17 protein-coding genes are annotated in these 20508 nt (G+C 70.7%); 9 read left to right on the top strand and 8 right to left on the bottom strand.

From position 1 onward, the window contains the following. The first annotated feature begins 39 nt into the window (after nt 1-39). From sucB to KBX21_RS15320, 5 genes are all read left to right on the top strand, one after another. Entirely contained in the window at nt 40-1767 is a 1728-nt protein-coding gene (gene sucB / locus KBX21_RS15340; RefSeq protein WP_210842311.1) for a 2-oxoglutarate dehydrogenase, E2 component, dihydrolipoamide succinyltransferase, read from the top strand. Nucleotides 1768-1960: 193 nt separating this feature from the next. Beyond that, nucleotides 1961-2524 (top strand): NADPH-dependent FMN reductase, encoded by a 564-nt coding sequence (locus tag KBX21_RS15335; protein ID WP_049578821.1) that lies wholly within the window; start codon nt 1961-1963, stop codon nt 2522-2524. Between the two features lie 363 nt (nt 2525-2887). Further along, nucleotides 2888-3592: a lipoyl(octanoyl) transferase LipB gene (gene lipB, locus KBX21_RS15330; protein WP_049578819.1), complete on the top strand. Its 705-nt coding sequence runs from the start codon at nt 2888-2890 to the stop codon at nt 3590-3592. A gap of 67 nt (nt 3593-3659) precedes the next feature. Next, nucleotides 3660-4613 (top strand): lipoyl synthase, encoded by a 954-nt coding sequence (gene lipA / locus KBX21_RS15325; RefSeq protein WP_210842310.1) that lies wholly within the window; start codon nt 3660-3662, stop codon nt 4611-4613. 214 nt (nt 4614-4827) lie between these two features. After that, on the top strand, nt 4828-5544 hold the full coding sequence (locus tag KBX21_RS15320; protein ID WP_017546491.1) for a DUF4191 domain-containing protein: 717 nt from the start codon (nt 4828-4830) through the stop codon (nt 5542-5544). A gap of 88 nt (nt 5545-5632) precedes the next feature. Here KBX21_RS15320 and KBX21_RS15315 read toward each other — a convergent pair whose 3' ends face one another. From KBX21_RS15315 to KBX21_RS15305, 3 genes are all read right to left on the bottom strand, one after another. Next, nucleotides 5633-7006 (bottom strand): LCP family protein, encoded by a 1374-nt coding sequence (locus tag KBX21_RS15315; protein WP_049578815.1) that lies wholly within the window; start codon nt 7004-7006, stop codon nt 5633-5635. A gap of 222 nt (nt 7007-7228) precedes the next feature. Beyond that, on the bottom strand, nt 7229-8650 hold the full coding sequence (locus KBX21_RS15310; protein ID WP_049578812.1) for an LCP family protein: 1422 nt from the start codon (nt 8648-8650) through the stop codon (nt 7229-7231). Nucleotides 8651-8878: 228 nt separating this feature from the next. Then, the gene (locus KBX21_RS15305; protein ID WP_049578810.1) at nt 8879-9385 is read right to left on the bottom strand and encodes an RDD family protein; all 507 of its coding nucleotides are present in this window, start codon (nt 9383-9385) and stop codon (nt 8879-8881) included. A gap of 329 nt (nt 9386-9714) precedes the next feature. Between KBX21_RS15305 and glnA the strand changes: the two genes are divergently transcribed. After that, the gene (gene glnA, locus KBX21_RS15300) at nt 9715-11139 is read left to right on the top strand and encodes a type I glutamate--ammonia ligase (RefSeq protein ID WP_049578808.1); all 1425 of its coding nucleotides are present in this window, start codon (nt 9715-9717) and stop codon (nt 11137-11139) included. Between the two features lie 112 nt (nt 11140-11251). Then, nucleotides 11252-14353, top strand: coding sequence for a bifunctional [glutamine synthetase] adenylyltransferase/[glutamine synthetase]-adenylyl-L-tyrosine phosphorylase (locus KBX21_RS15295; RefSeq protein WP_210842309.1), 3102 nt, complete (start codon nt 11252-11254; stop codon nt 14351-14353). Here the strand turns inward: KBX21_RS15295 and KBX21_RS15290 are convergent. Both KBX21_RS15290 and KBX21_RS15285 read right to left on the bottom strand, forming a co-directional pair. Beyond that, nucleotides 14341-15474 (bottom strand): HAMP domain-containing sensor histidine kinase, encoded by a 1134-nt coding sequence (locus KBX21_RS15290; protein ID WP_210842308.1) that lies wholly within the window; start codon nt 15472-15474, stop codon nt 14341-14343. The genes KBX21_RS15295 and KBX21_RS15290 overlap by 13 nt on opposite strands. Then, on the bottom strand, nt 15471-16145 hold the full coding sequence (locus tag KBX21_RS15285) for a response regulator transcription factor (RefSeq protein ID WP_210842307.1): 675 nt from the start codon (nt 16143-16145) through the stop codon (nt 15471-15473). The genes KBX21_RS15290 and KBX21_RS15285 overlap by 4 nt, the downstream gene beginning before the upstream one ends. A gap of 156 nt (nt 16146-16301) precedes the next feature. Here KBX21_RS15285 and KBX21_RS15280 point away from each other — a divergent pair, with 156 nt between their 5' ends. Then, nucleotides 16302-16886, top strand: coding sequence for a M15 family metallopeptidase (locus KBX21_RS15280; RefSeq protein ID WP_210842306.1), 585 nt, complete (start codon nt 16302-16304; stop codon nt 16884-16886). Between the two features lie 43 nt (nt 16887-16929). Here KBX21_RS15280 and KBX21_RS15275 read toward each other — a convergent pair whose 3' ends face one another. The 3 genes from KBX21_RS15275 to KBX21_RS15265 all read right to left on the bottom strand — a co-directional run bounded on the left by KBX21_RS15275 (nt 16930) and on the right by KBX21_RS15265 (nt 20045). Further along, on the bottom strand, nt 16930-18750 hold the full coding sequence (locus KBX21_RS15275) for a carbohydrate-binding module family 20 domain-containing protein (protein ID WP_210842305.1): 1821 nt from the start codon (nt 18748-18750) through the stop codon (nt 16930-16932). Nucleotides 18751-19006: 256 nt separating this feature from the next. Continuing rightward, complete coding sequence (locus KBX21_RS15270) at nt 19007-19345, bottom strand: hypothetical protein (RefSeq protein ID WP_049577983.1); 339 nt, start codon at nt 19343-19345, stop codon at nt 19007-19009. Nucleotides 19346-19424: 79 nt separating this feature from the next. Then, nucleotides 19425-20045: a hypothetical protein gene (locus KBX21_RS15265; RefSeq protein WP_210842304.1), complete on the bottom strand. Its 621-nt coding sequence runs from the start codon at nt 20043-20045 to the stop codon at nt 19425-19427. Nucleotides 20046-20344: 299 nt separating this feature from the next. On the opposite strand from KBX21_RS15265, the gene KBX21_RS15260 reads away from it, so the two are divergent. Beyond that, nucleotides 20345-20494 carry a hypothetical protein gene (locus tag KBX21_RS15260; RefSeq protein ID WP_156208144.1) on the top strand — a complete coding sequence of 50 codons (150 nt, stop codon included), beginning with the start codon at nt 20345-20347 and terminating at the stop codon, nt 20492-20494. The last annotated feature ends 14 nt before the right edge of the window (nt 20495-20508 follow it).

Below are 20508 nucleotides of genomic sequence, written 5' to 3'. Positions count from 1 at the left end.
GCCTGGGCAGGTACCGCGTCCAGATCCAACGAGGAATCCATGCCGACTTCCGTTTCCATGCCCGCCCTGGGTGAGAGCGTCACCGAGGGGACCGTCACCCAGTGGCTGAAGAACGTGGGCGACACCGTCGAGGTAGACGAGCCGCTCCTTGAGGTCTCCACCGACAAGGTGGACACCGAGATCCCGTCCCCGGTGGCCGGAGTGCTCACCAAGATCCTCGTCGACGAGGACGAGACCGTGGAGATCGGCGCGGAGATCGCGATCATCGGCGGCGACGGTGACGGCGCCGACGACGCGGCACCCGCGCCCGAGGCCGCTCAGCCCGAGGCCACCGAGCCCGAGCCTGAGCCCGAGCCCGCCGCCGAGGAGCCCGCCCCGGCTCCCGCCGCCGAGCCCGAGCCCGCCGCGCCGGCCGCCGACTCCGACGGCCCCGGCACCCCCGTGACCATCCCCGCCCTGGGTGAGAGCGTCACCGAGGGCACCATCACCCAGTGGCTGAAGAGCGTCGGCGACACCGTCGAGGAGGACGAGCCGCTCCTCGAGGTCTCCACCGACAAGGTGGACACCGAGATCCCGTCCCCGGTGGCCGGAGTGCTCACCAAGATCCTCGTCGACGAGGACGAGACGGTCGAGATCGGCACGGAGATCGCGATCATCGGCGGCGGCTCCGGTGCCGCCCCCGCTGCCGCCGCCCCGGCCGAGCCCGAGCCCGCCCCCAAGAGCGAGCCCGCCCCCGCCCCGGCCGCCCAGTCCGCGCCTGCTCCCGCCGCACGTGAGCAGGACGCTGGCAGCCCGTCGGTGGACGTCGAGACGCTCAGCGGAACCGGTCAGGCCTCCGGTACCGACGCCGTGGCCGAGGGCTACGTGACCCCGCTGGTCCGCAAGCTCGCCAGCGAGCACCGCGTCGACCTGGCCCGGGTCACCGGCACCGGTGTGGGCGGTCGCATCCGCAAGCAGGACGTCCTCAAGGCTGCCGAGACCCAGCGTTCGGCCGCCGCCGCACCCGCCGCCGCTCGCAAGGTCACCTCGGACACCTCGGTGCGCGGTCGCACGGAGAAGCTGAGCCGTCTGCGCAAGTCCATCGCCGACCGCATGGTCGAGTCGCTGCGCGTCTCCGCCACGACCACCCAGGTCATCGAGGTCGACGTCAGCAAGATCGCGCGCCTGCGCGACCACTCCTCCGCCGACTTCGCCAAGCGCGAGGGCGTGGAGCTGGGCTTCTTCCCCTTCATCGCGCTGGCCGCCGTGGAGGCCCTCAGGGCCCACCCGAAGGTCAACGCGGTGATCAACGCCGCCGACCAGACGGTGACCTACCACGACGTCGAGAACCTGGCCGTCTCCGTGGACACCGAGCGCGGTCTGCTCGCCCCGGTGGTCAAGGACGCCGGTTCGCTGAACCTCGGTGGTCTGGCCCGCGGCCTCACCGACCTGACCGAGCGCGCCCACACCGGCAAGCTCGGCCCGGACGAGCTGGGTGGCGGCACGTTCTCGATCTCCGAGACCGGCCACACCGGTGCGCTCTTCGGCACCCCGATCATCAACCAGCCGCAGGTCGCGATCCTGGAGACCGGCGCGGTCGTCAAGCGTCCCGTGGTCGTCGAGGACGAGGCCATGGGCGGCGAGGTCATCGCGGTCCGCTCGATGGTCTACCTGTCGATGGCGCACGACCACCGCCTGATCGACAGCGCCGACGCCGGACGCTTCCTCCAGACCGTGAAGGAGCGCCTGGAGGAGGGCGCCTTCGAGGGCGACCTCGGTCTGTCCTGAGCCACGCCTCCCCGCTCGGGGAGGCCGCTCCCGGCCCGGGCCGGGCACCCAGCGCGGGTGTCCGGCCCGGGCCTTTCGTGCGTCGGCGACACCTCCCACCACCCCCGACTTGACCTCAACCTGACTTGACGTCCTATCGTGGTCGCGCCTCCCCGAACCCCCTCCCCAGGCCCAGTCGAAGACGAGGAACCCCATGCAACAGCCGGACCTGCGGATCGCCGTCATCCTGGGTGGAAACCTCAACGGCCGTACCGGCACCGTGGTCTCCGGATGGTTCCTGGACCGGGCCGCGTCCCGGGAGGGCGTCACCCTCGACGTCCTGGACGTGGCCGAGCTGGACCTCGGCGACGGCCACGGGGCCGCCCTGGAGGCGTTCTCGCCCCGCGTCGACGCCGCGGACGGCTTCGTGGTGGTCACCCCGGAGTACAACCACGGCTACCCCGGCCCTCTGAAGAGCGCCATCGACTCCGCGCGCAAGGAGTGGTTCGCCAAACCGGTCGCCTTCGTCTCCTACGGCGGCATGTCCGGTGGCCTGCGCGCCGTGGAGCAGCTGCGCGCGGTCTTCGCCGAGTTGCACGTCACGTCGGTGCGCACCTCCGTGAGCCTGCACAACGCACAGCGCACGTTCGGCGCCCAGGGAGGCCCCGTCGCGGAGCTGAGGGGCGCGGAGGACGCCGTGGAGGAGATGCTGGACCAGCTGGTGTGGTGGGCGCTGTCGCTGCGTGAGGCCCGCGCACGGCGCCCCTTCCCGGGCTGAGGGACCGCGCGGGTGAAAAGGTGGACGGGGCGGCGCCTGAACGGCACCGCCCCGTCTTTCTACCCCACCAATCACCATCCCCTGATGATCCCCATCATCAAAGGTCTGCGGGTTCAGCGAGCGCATGCCAGCCCGACAGCGCGTCGCCCACGGTAGCCCCGCGCTGACGCGGAGTTCCATGTCCCACTCACAACCTAGAAGACACAGCAGCCGCCCGCAGTCCTTTCGCGGAAAAACCCCGAGAAAGTTCGGCGGGAACGCGCGGACGGGTTCCCCTATTCCCCCGGACCGCCCGGCGACAGTAGTGCGCTATCCGACATCCTGCCCTGACCCGCCCCTCTCGCCGGGGCGTAAGGTGGAGGTGTGAGTGATCTCGTTTACGCATGGCTGGGCGACACCCCCGTCCCGTTCCACCAGGGCTGGGATCTCCAGAGACGGCTCCACCAGAGCCGCGTCGCCGATGAGGTGGCCGACACGGTCCTGTTCCTGGAACACGAGCCCGTCTACACGGCGGGCAAGCGCACTGGGAGGTCGGATCGTCCCATGACCGACCCCGGCGCTCCCGTGGTGGACATCGACCGGGGTGGGAAGATCACCTGGCACGGGCCGGGCCAGCTGACGGTGTACCCGATCGTCAGGCTGTCGGACCCGATCGACGTGATCGCCTACGTCCGCATGCTGGAGGAGGCCATCATCCGCACCCTCGCCGACTACGGCCTCACGGGTCTGCGGGTCGAGGGCCGTACCGGGGTCTGGCTGGACGCCGACCCCGAGCGCGGACTGATCGAACGCAAGGTCGCCGCGATCGGCTGTCGAATCGCCCGCGGGGTCGGGATGCACGGTCTGGCGTTGAACTGCGACAATGACATGTCGTGGTTCGACCGGATCGTCCCCTGCGGGATCACCGACGCGGGGGTCACCTCGCTCACCAACGAACTGGGGCGCTCCGTCACCGTCGCCGACGCGCGACCGCGCCTCGAACGGCACCTGGCCGACGTCCTCGGCGCGGCGGAGTACAGCCACACCGACGGCTCCGGAATGCTCTCCGGCGCCACCGCCCGCGGATGACTGACCACAGCCCCCACGAGGGGCGCGAGGGTCCCCGTCAAGGGGTACAGAAGGGAACGGGTTCGCGTTGACCATCGCTCCTGAGGGCCGCAAGCTGCTGCGCGTGGAGGCGCGCAACAGCGAGACCCCGATCGAGAGAAAGCCGCCGTGGATCAAGATCAAGGCGCACATGGGGCCGGAGTACACCGAGCTCCAGTCCCTGGTCAAGGGCGAGGGCCTGCACACCGTCTGTCAGGAGGCGGGCTGCCCCAACATCTACGAGTGCTGGGAGGACCGGGAGGCCACGTTCCTCATCGGTGGTGACCAGTGCACCCGCCGCTGCGACTTCTGCCAGATCGCCACCGGCAAGCCGTCGGCGCTGGACAGGATGGAGCCGACCAAGGTCGCCACCTCCGTCAAGAAGATGGAGCTGCGCTACGCCACCGTCACCGGTGTGGCCCGCGACGACCTGGAGGACGGCGGCGCCTGGCTCTACGCCGAGACGGTGCGCAAGATCCACGAGCTCAACCCGGACACCGGCGTCGAGCTGCTCATCCCGGACTTCAACGCGGACCCCGACCAGCTGGCCGAGGTCTTCGGCTCGCGCCCCGAGGTCCTGGCGCACAACGTGGAGACCGTGCCGCGGATCTTCAAGCGCATCCGCCCGGGCTTCCGCTACGAGCGTTCGCTGAGGGTCATCACCGAGGCGCGCGAGGACGGTCTGGTCACCAAGTCCAACCTGATCCTGGGCATGGGCGAGACCCGCGAGGAGATCAGCGAGGCCATGCGCGACCTCCGCGAGGCCGGATGCGACCTGCTGACCATCACCCAGTACCTGCGTCCCTCCAAGCTGCACCACCCGATCGACCGCTGGGTGAAGCCGCAGGAGTTCGTGGAACTGGGCAAGGAGGCCGAGGAGATCGGTTTCGCCGGAGTCATGTCCGGTCCGCTCGTGCGTTCGTCGTACCGCGCCGGAACCCTGTACAAGCAGGCCCGCGAGAAGCGTGACGCCGAGGCCACCACGGCCACGAGCAACGCATAACGGCTGATACACCCGAGTCGTGACCAAGCTGGAACGGTGGCCCACGGGCCACCGTTCCGCATCTCGGGAGCCGGACACATATCCTGGTGTTCCAAGGCGCCCAGCTGGCGGCGCCGGAAGGCGCCGCACCATAGGTCGACCGCGAAGAGGAGGCAAGGCAGCACAGGGATCTCCTTCCCCACCGACGAGGTCGGTGTGCGCTGCCTGAAGCACGATGGCGAAGAAGTCCGAGAAAACGACCGCCGGTCAGGGTGGCGAGAAGCAGCCGGGCCGGTTGAAGCAGATCGGCATGGTCGCCAAGGTCGTGCACAAGCAGAGCCCGCGGACGATCCCGATCGCGATCGCCGTCGCGGTCGTGATCCTCGCGGTCTTCGTCGGCATCGGCATCTGGACCGGCTCCTGGATCATCTGGCCGCTGACCGGTCTGCCGATCGCCTTCCTGGTCGGGTTCATCATGTTCACCCGCTCCGCCCAGCGGGTGCAGTACCAGATGCTGGACGGCCGCCTGGGCGCGGGCATGGCGATCCTGGAGAACATGCGCGGCAACTGGGTGGTCGAGCCCGGAGTGGCCGCGAACAAGCAGATGGACGTCGTCCACCGCGTGGTCGGCCGCCCCGGTGTGGTCCTGGTCGGCGAGGGCGACCCCGGTCGGCTCAAGGGTCTGATCGCCGGTGAGAAGAAGCGCGTCGCCCGCGTGGCCCACGACACGCCCATCTACGACTTCAAGGTCGGCAACGGCGAGGACCAGGTCCCGGTCTCCAAGCTCCAGCGCGCGCTGGTCAAGCTGCCGCGCAACCTGGACAAGGGCGACACCGCCGAGCTGAACTACCGCCTCAAGGCGCTGCCGCCCGCGATGCGGATGCCCAAGGGCCCCATGCCCAAGGGCGCGAAGCTGCCCAAGGGCATGCGCGGCAACACGGCCGGGGGCTGATCCGCTCCCTCCCGAGCACACGAGAACGGGGCCCGTCACACCTGGTGTGACGGGCCCCGTTCTCGTTCGGTGGGCGTGGGTTCGGCTGCTAGGAGCAGCTCACCTCGTCCTCGGCGGCGGAGGTGGTCTCGATGCCGTCGGTGGCGGATCCGCCGCCCGACCCCCCGCTGGCGGCCAGGCCGTCCCAGTCTGCCGAGCCCATGACCAGTTCCAGGTCGTCGCCGAGCGTGGGCTCCTCGACCACCTCGGCGACCGACAGGGAGGAGGCCAGGAGCTCGGCATGCTCGGCCCGGTCCGGCCCGTGGTAGACCGTGGTCGTGTCGGGCGCGCGGAGGTCGGGGTTGGTGGACTCGGTGACCACGAAGCCCTCGGCCTCCAGCAGCCCCTGGACCTGGCTGCCCAGACCGTCGATGCCGGTGTTGTTGAGCACCCGAAGGGACACGTCGGAGGGAGCGGCCCCGCCGGAGTCCTCCGCGTCTCCCGCGTCGTCCCCGGAGTCCTCGCCCTCGGCCAGCTCACCCGAGGCCGCCGCCGCGAACAGCTCCTGGGCGGCGGGCTCCTCCAGCGCGACCTTGTTGGGGTCGACGGGGTAGTCGGTGACGGGGGCGGTGACCATGTTCATCCGGCCCAGGTCGACCTCGCGCATGGCGACGGCGAGCTCGGTCATCTTGTCCGTGCTGAAGCCGTCGTCCGTGGTGAGGCTGTCGGTGATGGAGTCGAGGAATCCGTAGAGGGTACTGGGGCTGGACAGGATCTCACCCTCGGTGACCTCGCGCAGGATGGCGCCGATCATCCGTTGCTGGTTGTCGATCCGGCCGAGGTCGCTGCCGTTCTCGGCGCTGTCGCGGGAGCGCGCCAGGCCCAGGGCCTGCTCACCGTCGAGCCGCTGGAGTCCGGCGTCCAGCACCAGGTGCGCCTTGGGGTCGTCGATCGGTTCGGGGACGCACATCTCGATGCCGCCGATCGAGTCCACGATGTTCTCGAACCCGGCGAAGTCCACCAGGACCATGTGGTCGAGGTGGATGCCGGTGATGGTCTCCACCGTGTTGCCCTGGCAGTCCATGCCGCCGTAGGTCATGGCGTGGTTGAGCTGGTCGACGCCGCCGTTCCAGCCCTGGCCGTCCTCGCCCGCGTCGCACGGCGGGATCTCGACCATCGTGTCGCGGGGCATGTTGACCATGGTCACCCCGCCGTTGTCGGTGTCGATGCTGACGACCACCAGGACGTCGGGGCGGATGCCGTTGAGCTCGTTGTAGCTGGCGTCGTCCCCCGCGCGCTCGTCCGTGCCCAGGAGCAGAATGTTGTGCACCCCGTCCACCTGCGCGGGCCGGTCCCCCCAGCCGTCGGGGTCGATCTCGGCGGTGTCGATGGCGAGGACGTCCTGGTAGACGCCGTAGCCAGTCAGACTCCCGGCGATGACCACCCCGGTCATCCCGCACGCCAACCACTTGCCGGGCGTCATCCCGGCAGCGGCCTTCGACACGTTTCTTGGGGCCAAGAGGGCACCTGCGATCCGATCTGGGACATGAGAGGAGAAATCGCCCGAAGAGGGAAACCAGTCACGGAGGTCCCCATGACTACTCGGACGTAACCCCCCGGATGGTACCGGAACGGTCTCGTTGTGTCAGACCCCGCGCACGGAAACGGGGGCGCCCCCGATGAGGCACCCCCGTAGGACTGCCACCTAGCAGGCGCTCTCCTGCTTCTCGGCGGTGACGCCGCCGAGGTCGTCGGTGATGGACAGGTCGGACTCGGAGGAGGAACCCCCGAAGCCCTCCCAGTCGGACCCCGCGACCAGTTCGAGGGTCTGCTCCAGGCCCTCGGCCTCCTCCGTCTGGGCGTTGGTGAGACTGTCCGCGAGCAGCTTGGCCGCGGCCTCGTCGCCCGGCCCGTGGTAGACGGTGGTGAGCTCGGGCGCGCGGACCTCGGGGTTGCCGACGCCGGTGACCACGAAACCCTCCTGGACCAGCACTGCCTGGATCTCCAGGGCCAGTCCCCCGATCCCGGTGTTGTTCACCACCTCGACGGCGACGTCCCCGGGCTCCACCGAGACGTCCTCGGACGTGTCGTCGCTGTCGCTGTCGCCGTCGTCGCCGCCACCCAGGTCCTCGCCGTTGTTGATCGCCTCGAACAGGGCCGGGGCGGCGTCGCTCATGATGATGCGGTTCTCGTCGGCCGGGTGGGCGCCGTTGGGAACCGTGACGAACTGGACCCGGTCCAGGTCGACCTCGCGCATGGAGATCGCGATGTCGGCCATGGTGTCGACCGTCAGCTCCTCGTCGGTGGTGATGGACTCGGTGACGGCTCCGAGGAAGCGGGTGATGGTGACGGGGCTGGTCATCACCTCGCTGCTGAGGACCTCGCGGAGCATGGCGCCCATGAACTCCTGCTGGCGGTCGATCCGCGACAGGTCGCTGCCGTCGCCCTGCGAGTAGCGGGAGCGCACGAAGCCGAGCGAGTCCTCGCCGTCCAGGCTCTGGAGTCCGGCGTCCAGCACCAGGTGCGCCTTGGGGTCGTCGATCGGTTCGGGGATGCACATCTCCACCCCGCCGATGGCGTCGACCATGTCCTTGAAGCCGACGAAGTCCATCATCAGGAAGTGGTCCAGGTGCACGCCGGTGACCTGCTCGACCGCGTTCCACTGGCAGCCCACCCCGCCGAAGGTCATGGCCGAGTTGATCATGCCCTGCTGGGGCTGCATGCCCTCGTAGCCCTCAACGGCCTCGCAGCCGGGCAGGTCGACCATGAGGTCGCGGGGCAGGTTGACCAGGGTGGCGGCGCCGTTGTCCACGTTGATGCTCGCGATGAGCATCGTGTCCGGCCGCGCGCCCTCGACCTCGCCGTACTCGGCGTTCTCGCCGGAGCGCACGTCCGAGCCGATGATGAGGATGTTCATGACACCCTCGACGCTCGTGGGCCGGTCCCACTCGTCGGTGTCGACCTGGGCGGTCGTGATGTTGCCGATCAGGCCCTGGTACCAGCCGTAACTTCCGAGGCTGGCGATGATCGCCAGCGCGGTCACGACGCACGCGACCCACTGTGCGGCGGACAGCCGGGAGGTGCCCAGGGCACCGGAGCTGCGAGGGGCGGAGCGTCTTCCAGCCATGCGAACCTTCGAGGGTGCGAGGAGACCTAGAGGGGGGCGGGGTCAGGGCAGCCAGGGCGTGTCCGGGCGGCGCGCCCGCCGGAGCGGCGGGCGTCGAGAGGCGGTACACGGCCCGAGGTCGCGGGGGTCCCTGCGGAAACGCCGTGAACGGATGCTAACAGCAGCTCGGCACGGGTGCGCACGCGCGTGCGCACAGCGCGCGCAGGGGTGCGTACGGCCCGTGTTCGCTCAGTAGCGGGTCGCGACGGTTCCGGCGGCGCGGTCGTGCAGGCCCCGCGTGTCGCGGTCGTACACCACGGCCGGGATCACCAGGCACAACAGCAGGGTGCGCACCGCCATGGAGGCGAACCAGGGCCAGGAGCGCTCGCCGGTTCCACTGATGCCGACCCCGACGAGTCGTCGCCCGATCGTGGTACCGAACAGCGTGAGCAGGACGAGGTTCATCGCCGCGAACACCACCAGAGTGGACAGGGTGGTGAAGTTGGTCAGGGCGATGGCCTCGGGGTCTCCCCCGGCGGCAGCGGCGGCGGCCAGCTCCTGGCCGACCAGCCCGAGGCTGATGGCGACCCACACCAGCATCGCGGAGATGCCCCAGTCCAGGGCGAGGCCGACCAGGCGGCGCATGACGCCGGGCACCGAACCGCTCCCGCTCTCGGGCAGACCCAACCGGTTGCCGCGGTAACGGAAGTCGTCTTCGGAGACCGTGGGGGCGCCGCTCCGGCTCTTGTCGCTCATGTTTTTCACGTTATCCGCCCCACGTCACCCTCCGCGCGCGGGCCCGCGCGAGCGCTGTGACGTGCCACGGGAGAGGGTGTGTCCCCGGTCACTCCGAAAGATTCGGGTGTCCAGGTTTCGCCCTGAAACAGGCGGAATCACCGTTACGGGACCACTGGCCAATGCGCGCGACCGGCTCCGTAACATGCAGGAAACAATCGAGACACGGCGTGGAAATCACGCGCTCCTAGCTTCGATGACGAGGCCGGGAGACGGCGCGTGGTTCGACATGGCCGCGATGGTGCGGCCCGCGAACCCGCCGTCTCAGCTATCTGCACGGAGGTTCCGTTTTGTTCAGCAGCGTCGAAGAGGTTCTCGCCTACATCCGAGACGAGGACGTCAGGTTCCTCGATGTCCGGTTCACGGACCTGTTCGGAGGCGTGAACCACGTTACCCTCCCGGTCGAGAACGTTGACGAGTCCACGTTCACCGACGGCCAGATGTTCGACGGTTCCTCGATCCGCGGCTTCCAGGCCATCCACGAGTCCGACATGCTGCTCCTGCCCGACCTGAGCACCGGCGTCCTGGACCCGTTCCGCAAGCACAAGACGCTGAACATGACGTTCTTCGTCCACGACCCGCTCACGCTGGAGTCGTACAGCCGCGACCCGCGCAACGTCGCCCGCAAGGCCGAGGCCTACCTCAAGGGCTCGGGCGTGGCCGACACCGCCTTCTTCGGCCCCGAGGCCGAGTTCTACATCTTCGACGACGTCAAGTTCGAGACGCGCGCGAACACCGGTTACTACGAGATCGACTCGATCGAGGGCGCCTGGAACACCGGCTCCGCGATCGAGGGCGGCAACCGGGGCTACCGTCCGCGCTTCAAGGGCGGCTACTTCCCCGTCGAGCCCGTCGACCACTACAGCGACCTGCGCTCCGACATGGTGCGGACCCTGATCGACTCCGGTATCGAGGTCGAACTCCAGCACCACGAGGTCGGCACCGCCGGGCAGGCCGAGATCGGCATCAGGTTCGGCACGCTGCTCGAGCAGGCCGACAAGGTCCAGCTGTACAAGTACATCGTGAAGAACGTCGCGAACGAGGCCGGCAAGACCGCCACGTTCATGCCCAAGCCGCTCTTCGGCGACAACGGTTCGGGCATGCACTGCCACCAGAGCCTGTGGAAGGACGGCGCCCCGCTGTTCTTCGACGAGGCCGGCTACGGTCAGCTCTCGGACACGGCCCGCTACTACATCGGCGGTCTGCTCAAGCACGCCTCGGCGCTGCTGGCCTTCACCAACCCGACGGTGAACTCCTTCCACCGCCTGGTGCCGGGCTACGAGGCCCCGATCAACCTGGTCTACAGCCAGCGGAACCGCTCGGCCTGCATCCGCCTGCCGCTCACCGGGTCCAACCCGAAGGCCAAGCGCATCGAGTTCCGGGTGCCGGACCCCTCGGCCAACCCGTACCTGGCCTTCTCGGCCATGCTGATGGCGGGCATGGACGGAATCCGGAACAAGATCGAGCCGCCGGAGCCGGTCGACAAGGACCTGTACGAGCTGCCCCCGGCCGAGGCCGCCGCGATCGAGACCGTCCCGGCGTCCCTCGACGCCGCTCTGGAGGCCCTGGAGGCCGACCACGAGTTCCTCCTGGAGGGCGGGGTCTTCACCAAGGACCTGATCGAGACCTACATCGACTTCAAGCGCACCGAGGAGATCGACTCCCTGCGCCTGCGTCCGCACCCGCGCGAGTTCGAGTTGTACTACGACATCTAGCGACACCCTTCGGGGCCGGTATCCAGTTCGGGTACCGGCCCCGACCCGGTTCCGGGGCATGGTTCCCCGATGCGGCTACCGTTGACGCGTGGCAAGGGACGGAAGAACCAACATGACAGCGGGCGCGCTCGCTCGACGCGGTTTCAGTGACAGCACCCGGGCCGTGCGGCTGGTGGAGGAGGCGGGGCTGGACACCCTGGCCGACACCGAGGTGATCGGCGCCCTCGCGGCCGCGGCCGACCCGGACCAGGCGCTGCTGGGGTTGCTCCGACTGCTGGAGGCCGCCCCGGACCCGGAGGAGGTGCGCGCGGCCCTGCGGGAGGAGCGGGACCTGCGCACCCGCCTGTGCGGTGTCCTCGGGGTCAGCCCGGCGCTCACCGACCACCTGGTGCGCCACCCCGGCGACTGGCGTGAGCTGCGCGGGGCCGACGCCGCCCGGACCCCGGACCGGGAGGAGCTGCGCCGGGGGCTGATGCACACCGTCGGCGCGCGGCCCGACGATCCCTCCCCGGTGGCCGACCTCTCCTTGGGGCTGGGCGGGGACGACGAACCCTCGGCGGTGCTGCGGCACACGCTGCGTGTGGCCTACCGGCGCCGTGTGCTGCGGCTGGCCGGGCGCGACCTGACCGGGGTGAACACCGTGGACGAGGTCGCCGCCGAGCTGGCCGACCTCGCGGCGGCGACCCTGGACGCGGCGCTGGCGGTGGCCCGTGCGGAGTCCCCCGAGGACGCAGCGCTGTGCCGTCTGAGCGTGATCGGCATGGGCAAGTGCGGCGGGCGCGAACTGAACTACGTCAGCGACGTGGACGTGGTGTTCGTGGCCGAACCCGCCCTGGACGAGGACGGCGTGCCCGCCGACGAGCAGGAGGCCCAGAGGGCCGCCACGCGGCTGGCCACGGCGATGATGCGCGTCCCGTCGGAGACCGACGCGGAGGGCACCCTGTGGGAGGTGGACCCGGCGCTGCGTCCGGAGGGCCGCAACGGTCCGCTGGTTCGGCCGTTGGCCGGACACCTGGCGTACTACGACCGCTGGGCCAAGACCTGGGAGTTCCAGGCGCTGCTCAAGGCCCGGCCGATCGCCGGGGACGAGGGGCTGGGCCGCCAGTACGCAGAGGCGATCGCGCCGCTGGTGTGGGAGGCCTCCGGGCGCAAGGACTTCGTGGAGGACGTGCAGGCCATGCGCCGCCGGGTGGTGGCGCACATCCCCGCGGGCCAGGCCGAGCACGAACTGAAGCTGGGCCCGGGAGGCCTGCGCGACATCGAGTTCTCCGTGCAGCTGCTCCAGCTGGTGCACGGGCGTTCGGACGAGCGCCTGCGGTCGGGCAACACCCTCCAGGCGCTGGCGGCGCTGTCGGAGTACGGATACGTGGGGCGGCGGGACGCGGCGGGACTTTCCGACGCCTACCGGTTCCTGCGTCGGGTGGAGCACCTGCTGCAGTTGGAGCGGCTGCGCCGGACCCACCTGATGCCCGACCCCCAGGCCCCGGACGGCCCATCGCGGCTGCGGCAGCTGGGTCGGGCCCTGGGGTTCACCGCCGATTCGGTACGGGAGCTGACCGGCGCCCGCAAGCGGGTGTCAGCGGAGGTGCGCCGCCTGCACGAGAAGCTCTTCTACCGTCCGCTGCTGAACGCGGTGGCCGCCCTGCCCGAGGACGAGATCCGGCTCTCCGCCGACCAGGCCGTGGAGCGGTTGGGAGCGCTGGGGTTCGTGGATCCGCGCGGGGCGCTGCGCCACCTGGAGTCGTTGACGTCGGGGCTGTCCCGTCGGGCGGCCATCCAGCGCACGCTGTTGCCGGTGATGCTGGGGTGGTTCGCGGACTCCCCCGACCCGGACGCCGGGCTGCTCGGGTTCCGGCAGGTCAGCGACGCCCTGGGCACCACTCCCTGGTACCTGCGGCTGCTGCGGGACGACGTCCGGGTGGCCGAGCGGATGGCGTGGCTGCTGGGCACGAGCCGGTACGTGACCGAGCTGTTGCTGCGCGCCCCCGAGGCGGTGGCCATGCTGGGCGACGACGCCGACCTCCGGCGCAGGGAGACGCGGTCGCTGATGGCCGAGGCCGACGCGGCCCTGCGCCGCTACGACACCCCGGAGGAGAAGGTGTCCGCGGTGCGGGCGCTGCGCCGCCGGGAACTGCTGCGCACGGCCGCCGCCGACCTGCTGGGGGTGTGCTCGGTCGAGGAGGTGGGCCGGGCCCTCACGGGGATCGCGGCGGTCACCATCGACGCCGCACTGCGCGCGGCCTACACCAAGGTGGTGGCCGAGTCCGGCGGCGAGGAGCTCACCCGGGTCTGCGTCGTGGCGATGGGTCGGTTCGGCGGCGGGGAGCTGACCTACGCCAGCGACGCCGACGTGATGTACGTGCACGACCCGATGCCGGGCGCCGACAAGGGCGCCGCCACCAAGCAGGCCATGGCGATCGTGCGGGAGCTGGCCCGACTGCTGGAGATGCCGCAGGCCGAGCCCCCGCTGAAGATCGACACGGACCTGCGCCCCGAGGGCAGGAGCGGGCCCGTGGTGCGCACCCTGGACTCCTACGCCGCCTACTACGGGCGCTGGTCCCAGGTGTGGGAGAGCCAGGCGCTGCTGCGGGCACGGCCGATCGCCGGGGACGAGGGGCTGCGTTCGGCGTTCGTCGCGCTGATCGATCCGATCCGCTACCCGGAGGGTGGCGTGTCCCGCGCCTCCGTGCTGGAGATCCGCAAGCTCAAGGCGCGGATGGAGGCTGAGCGGCTGCCGCGCGGGGCGGATCCGACCCTGCACACGAAGCTGGGCCGGGGCGGGTTGTCCGACGTGGAGTGGGTGGCGCAGCTGGTGCAGCTGCGGCACGCGCACGAGTACCCGGACCTACGTACCCCGCAGACCCTGCCCGCCCTGGCGGTGGCGGTGGCGCACGGGTTCCTGGCCGCCGACGACGGCGTGGTGCTGGAGCGGTCGTGGCGGCTCGCCTCGCGGGTGCGCGGCATGGTGATGCTGGTGCGCGGCCGGGGCGGCGACTCGATCCCGCACGACCTGCGGGTACGTGCGGCGCTGGCCCAGGCCATGGGGTTCGGCGACGAGGACGGGGCCGACGCGGACGGCGAGAGTGCCGAGGAGGACGACACGGTGGCGGAGGGTCCCGAGCCGGAGGGCCCGGCGGAACAGCTGACCGAGGCCTACCTGCGGACCACGCGCCGGGCTCGCGCGGTGATGGAACGGGCCTTCTACGACGACTGACGGGCGTCGCGGGCGGGGAGGGTGACCGTGACGGTGAGCCCTCCCCCCTGGTCGGCCCCACGTGGGAGCAGGTCCAGGGTGCCGCCGTGCACGCGCACGACCCGCGCCACCAGGGCCAGGCCCAGGCCGTGTCCCGGTCCGGACCCGATGCGTCCCGCGCCACGGAGGAAGGGTTCGTGCAGGCGGGACGCGGTCTCCGGTGTGTACACGGGCCCGGTGTTCTCCACCCTCAGGACGGTGTCACCGGTGCTCTGGTCGCGGCCGGTGGTGACCCGGGCGGTGGTTGTGGTCCCCTCCACCGGGGTGTTGTGGCACAGGGCGTTGCGCACCAGGTTCTCGGTGAGCTGGGTGAGCAGCGCGGTGTCGCCGACCGTCGGGGCCGGGGTGAGCCCGTGCTCCAACCGGACGCCGCGACGCCGTGCCTCCTCCTCGCCCTCGACCAGGACCCCGCGTGCGATCTCGGCGAGGTCGGCGGGTTCGGACACCGCGGTGACGGCGTTGGCGTCGGCCAGCCGCAGCAGCGCCTCGGTGAGGCCGATGGCCCGGGCGTTGGTGAGGTCGAGCCGTTCGAGCAGGCGCGGGTAGTGCTGCCCCTCCGGGTCGCGCCGGGCCACGTCCAGGAGGGTCGCGTTGACCGCCAGCGGGGTGCGGAGTTCGTGCGAGGCGTTGGCGGCGAACCGCTCCTGGGCCTCGAAGGCGTCCTGGAGGCGGTCCAGCATGTGGTCGAAGGCGTCGGCGAGCTGCCGGAACTCGTCGTTGCGGCCGGAGAGGGCGACCCGGTGACCCAGTCTGCCGGTCGCGGCGATCAGGACGGCGTCGTTGATCCGGTTCAGGGGGCGCAGGACCCACCCGGCCAGGATCCAGCCGCCGACCAGCCCGATCACCGCCAGCACCAGCAGGACGCCCGCGGACATCCGGACGACGGCCTCCAGGATCTGCCCGCGAGCCGCGATGGGTTGCCCCAGGTCGCCGGGGTTGGCGGCGGTGAGCGGATAGTCGGGCACGTACCGCAGGACCGCGTACACCCCGACCAGTACCGCCAGACCCGCCACGACAAGGAACCCGGCGTAGCCCAGGGTCAGGCGCAGGCGGGCGCTGACCCGCACCCCGCCGTCGCTCACTTCCCCTCCCCGGTGTCGACCAGGCGGTAACCCACTCCGGGCACGGTCACAATGGGGTCCGGCTCCCCCAGGGCGCGGCGCAGCTGGGACACCGTGACCCGGGGCGCGCTGGTGAAGGGGTCGGCGTATTCGTCCCAGACCTTCTCCAGGAGGGTCTCCGCGCTCACCACTCCCCCGTCCGCCCGCATGAGCAGTTCGAGGACGGCGAACTGCTTGCGGGGCAGCCGGACGTAACGGCCGCTACGGTGGGCCTCCTGGCGGTAGGGGTCCAGGCGCAGGTCGGCCCGTTCCAGCACCGGCTGGACCGTGGCCGCTGGTCTGCGGGCCAGCGCGCGCAGGCGCATGACCAGCTCCTCGACCGCGAACGGTTTGGTGAGGTAGTCGTCGGCGCCCAGGGAGAAGCCGTCCACCTTGTCCCGCAGTCGGGCGGCGGCGGTGAGCATGAGGACCCGGGTGCCGGGGTGGTCGCGGGCGATGACGGCACACACCTCGTCCCCGTGGGTGCCCGGGAGGTCCCGGTCCAGGACGACCGCGTCGTAGTCGTTGACCCCGATCCGTTCCAGCGCGGCGTCGCCGTCCAGGGCGACGTCGGCGGCGATGGCCTCCTGGCGCAGCCCCGCTTGGAGGGCCTCGGCCATGAAGACCTCGTCCTCGACCACCAGCACGCGCATGCGGTTCCCCCGTCCCTAGGTCGGCGACCCAGTCTAGGCAGGCGGGGTGTTGCGAAAGTGTTGGCCCGGCGGCACACATCCGCGCAACACCCGCCCTGGTGACCTGGGCTCTTCGGTGCCGAGCACGGGGTTCGGCCCACGGAGGAGGGACGTGCCATGCGCTTTCGAACGACCGTTCTGACGACCGCGGCCGCCCTGGCGGTGGTGGCCCTGGCGGGTTGCGCGGCCTCCGGTGCGAACGGGGCGGGCCCCGGGAAGTCGTGGGCGCGGGACCTGCCGGTGACACGGCTGACCCCGCTGGGCCACGAGGACGGATTCGTTCCCGAGGGCGGCGGCCTGGATCCCACTGACGACGTGCCCGCGCTGTCCGAGCTGGAGCCCGACCTGCTGGCGGCGGTGCGCGCGGCCGCCGAAGCGGCGCTGGAGGAGGCCGGGATCGAGGTGTTGGTGACCAGCGGGTGGCGCAGCGAGCGCTACCAGCGGTACCTGCTGGAGTCCGCGGTGCAGGTGTACGGGACCGAGGAGGAGGCGGCCCGGTGGGTGGCCTCCCCCGAGGACTCCTCGCACGTGACGGGGTCGGCGGTGGACGTGGGGCGCACGGACGCGGCGTACTGGTTCGTCGAGCACGGTGCGAGGTTCGGGCTCTGCCAGACCTACGCCAACGAGGTGTGGCACTACGAACTCACGGTGGAGCCCGGCGGGACCTGCCCAGCGCCGCTGGAGGACGCGTCGGCGGGCTGAACCGGGCCGGGCACCCCCGCGAGCACGGGGGTGCCCGGTGGTCTCAGCGCTGACCCCAGGTGACGGCGGCGGCCGGGCCGACCCGGTTGTCACCGGGCTCCCAGTCCGCGCCGCCGCCCGGGGAGACCCGGACCAGCTTCCACTCCGTGTCGGGACCGATGGTGACGCTCCCGGACCACTGCGGGTAGGTGGACGCGTCGGTGCTCAGCGGAGCGCCGTTCGCCGGGTTCCAGGAACCGAGCTCGGGGGTGGAGCCGACCACGTACACCTCCTGGCCGAACTGGGTCTCGACGGTCGCGGTCAGGGTGTCGGGGGAACCGGGCTCGCCCGGATCGCCCGGATCGCCGCCGCCGCAGTCCTGCTCGCACTCGCCGCCCACGTGCAGCGCCAGGGCGCCGTCAGCGGGGACCGTCGCGGTGACCTGGCCCCCGGACACCGTGGCGGTTCCGGAGCCGGAGGCGTTCTCGTACTCGCCGTCCGGAAGCGAGGTCGGAGCCGTCAGCGACCAGGACCCGCCCGAGGCGTTGAAGGCGGCGAACCCGGCCGCACCGCGGTCGAAGGCCACGCGGGAGGAGCCCTCCCGGGCCCGTTCGGTCAGGCCGGCGCCGTCCACAGCCGCGCGGAAGGCCACCATGCCGCTGACGGCCTCGTTCCGGTGTTCGCAGACCCACGCGGAGTCGGAGCAGTCGCTGTCATCGGTGATCCACCCGGCGGGGTTGCCGTCCTGCTCGCCCACGCTGGGCGGGCCCTCGGTCACGTTGCCCTCGAAGTCGTAGCTGGACATCACCACGGGGGTGCCGTAGGGGTGCGCCAGCATGAAGGCGGTGGCGAGGTGATAGCGGTCGCCGTCCACGTACGTGAGGGTGGGCTCGTAGCGCTGGGTGTCGTGGTTGTCGACGAAGACCACGGCCTCCTCGGAGGTGAGGCCGCCGTGGTCGGGCATGTCGGTGAGCCCGGCGATGTCGCCGTTGGCGAAGGCCGAGGCGACGGAGCGCTTGTAGTCGAAGTTGGTGACCTGCCCGTAGGGCGTGTAGGCGGTGTAGGGGACCGTCTGGTCCCCGTAGACCTCGTGGAACACCCGGGGGGCGCCGCCGAATCCGGGGACCTCGTCCAGGGCTCCGACGATGGCGCCCATGTCGTCCTCGGGGACGTGCTTGGAGGCGTCCACCCGGAAGCCGCCGACTCCCATGGCGACGAGGCCGTTCAGGTACCGGACGATCTGGTCACGGACGTGCGGGGAGCCGGTGTCCAGGTCGGCCAGGTCGAGGAGCTGGCAGTTCTGCACCTCGTCCTTGTCGTTCCAGTTCTCGATGGTGTCGTAGCAGGGGCCGAAGTCGTCGTAGGAGTAGGCGGCGGTGCCGTCCCCGAACAGGTCGGGGTACTCGTAGCGCTGCCACTCCGTCCCGGCGCTGCCGGTGCTGGTGCCCTCGGCCGGGCCGGTCATGTGGTTGATGACGGCGTCCACGTAGATCCGGACGCCGTTGTCGGCACAGGTGGAGACCATCTCCTGGAAGTCCTCGGCGGTGCCGCGCCGGGTGTTGTCGATCCGGTAGGAGACCGGCTGGTAGTCCTGCCACCAGGGGTGGTTGCCGCCCTCGGAGAAGGGGACGACCACGTGTTCCTGGGGCGGGGAGACCTGGACGCCGCTGTATCCGGCGGGGCCGAGGAAGTCGGCGCACTCGGCGGCGACGGAGTCCCAGTTCCACTGGAAGAGGTGGACGATGGTGTCCCCGTTGCCGTTCTGGGCGGGGTTCTGCGCGGAGACGGGCTCGGCGTCCTGGGTGGCGGCCGGGCTGGGGACCGCCAGCAGGGCGGCTCCCAGCAGGGCCGCTCCGGCGAGGGCGCCGACGCGGGGTGTTCTCATGTGCGCTCCTTGGGGGAGGTGCTGCATTCTCTTGCAGTTTCCGCAAGAGTTTGCATTGAGGTGACGAAGGTAACAGACCATCCCCGGCCTGTGAACACCGCGTGAACGGTGGGTCACACGCACACATGGCGAAAACGCGGCTCTGATCTGGACGAAAGGAGCTGCAAGATTTTCCAGACGAAAAAAGCCGGTGGCGGTCCGGAGCACTCCGGACCGCCACCGGCGGCAGACCCGTGCGGGCGGGTCGGGCGGGCGTCTACCAGAAGACCGCCACACCGATGTTGACGATGGCCAGGACCCCGGCGATGATCGCCAGGTTCTTCGCGGGCTTGCGCAGGTTGAGCACACCGACGACCACCACGGCCAGGGCGATCACGAGCTTCACGCCGATCTTGACGTGGTTGAGCTCGCCGATGTCGGCCATCTCGGCCACGCCGACGAGCAGCAGGCCCGTGACGAACTGGAGCAGGGCGCTGTGCAGCAGCACCTTGGTGGCCTTGACGTTGTCGGTCATCAGCTGCATGAGGAAACCGGCGATGATCCCGGCCAGGCCGATCATGTGCAGGAACACGAGCGCGGAGTAAAGGATGTCCATACCCGCACACTACTACGCGTTGTAGTTGAAGCTCCCGTCTTTCTGACGCCATGACGTAACAAATCAGACACCCACCCGGTCAGCTTCGGCGTGAGGCGCCCCACTGCCGCCACAGCAGCCAGACCAGCAGCATCAGCACCCCCACGCCCACCGCGCGGACCATTCCGTCCCGGTCCACCAGATCCCCCACCCGTGAGAGCACCGTGGGATCACCGACCAGGAGGGTGTCGCTCGCACAGGCCGCGGGTTCGGCGTCCCGGTCCAGCAGCAGGCAGGCCGTACTCACCACCCGCTCCCCCGCCTCGGCGTCCTCAGCCACGCGGACCCGGACGGTGTACACACCCTCGCCCTCCTCCGGCAGGTCCACCCGCCAGTTGGCGACGCCCTCCTCGACGATCCCGCCCTCGCCCACCTCCTGGACCGTCAGGGGTTCGGGCACGTGCTGCGCGAGCAGGCCCTTCTCCACCTCCAGCCCCGCGCCGTTGACCACGGTGGCCCGGTAGACGACCTCCTCGCCGGGAAGCGGCGACTCGGCCACCCCGGACAGGGACAGCCGCACGGCGTCGGCGTCCCCGAACCCACCGCTGTCCGCGACGGCGGGGGCCGAGCACAGCACCGCCGCGAGCAGCCCCGCGCCGATCCCTCCGGCCCTTCGCCCGAACGCGCCCCGTCGGTCGGTCCCGCAAGCGACCCGAGTCATCCCACGCCCTCCTGAGATTCGCCATTGGGGCCGGTCAGGCAGCCCCCCGCGGGAGACGACCGGCCACCTCACACACTTGTCCGGCTCAGGGCCCCGGAGTCAAGGAAGTGCCGGGGCGTTTGGCGAATCGGCCGTGCTCGCGCGGCGCTTAGGGCGGTTCTCACCCGTCTTAGGACGCCATCCCCCGGGCCGGGCGGGGAACCGCTGATTCCTACCGATGCGCCCGGTCCGTTCTTAGCCGGATCGTGGAGGTCATCGGGGCGGGACACGGGTTCGGCCCCACAGCAGGAGGGAACGCCGTGTTCTTCGAGCCCATCCAGGACAGCCGCCGCCTGTCCGAACAGGCCGTCCGCCTCAGCGAGCAGGGCAGCGCGGTCCGACGGGCCCGGGCGCAGGCCCGCGCCCGGCTCCGCGAGGAGCGCGCCCAACGGCTCCCGCGCACCCGCTGACCCAGAGGAAGAGG

This window comes from Nocardiopsis sp. B62 (assembly GCF_018070675.1).
GTDB lineage: Bacteria > Actinomycetota > Actinomycetes > Streptosporangiales > Streptosporangiaceae > Nocardiopsis > Nocardiopsis prasina.
Note: the sequence above shows the minus strand (reverse complement) of the source record. Positions and strands in the feature narration are given on the sequence as shown.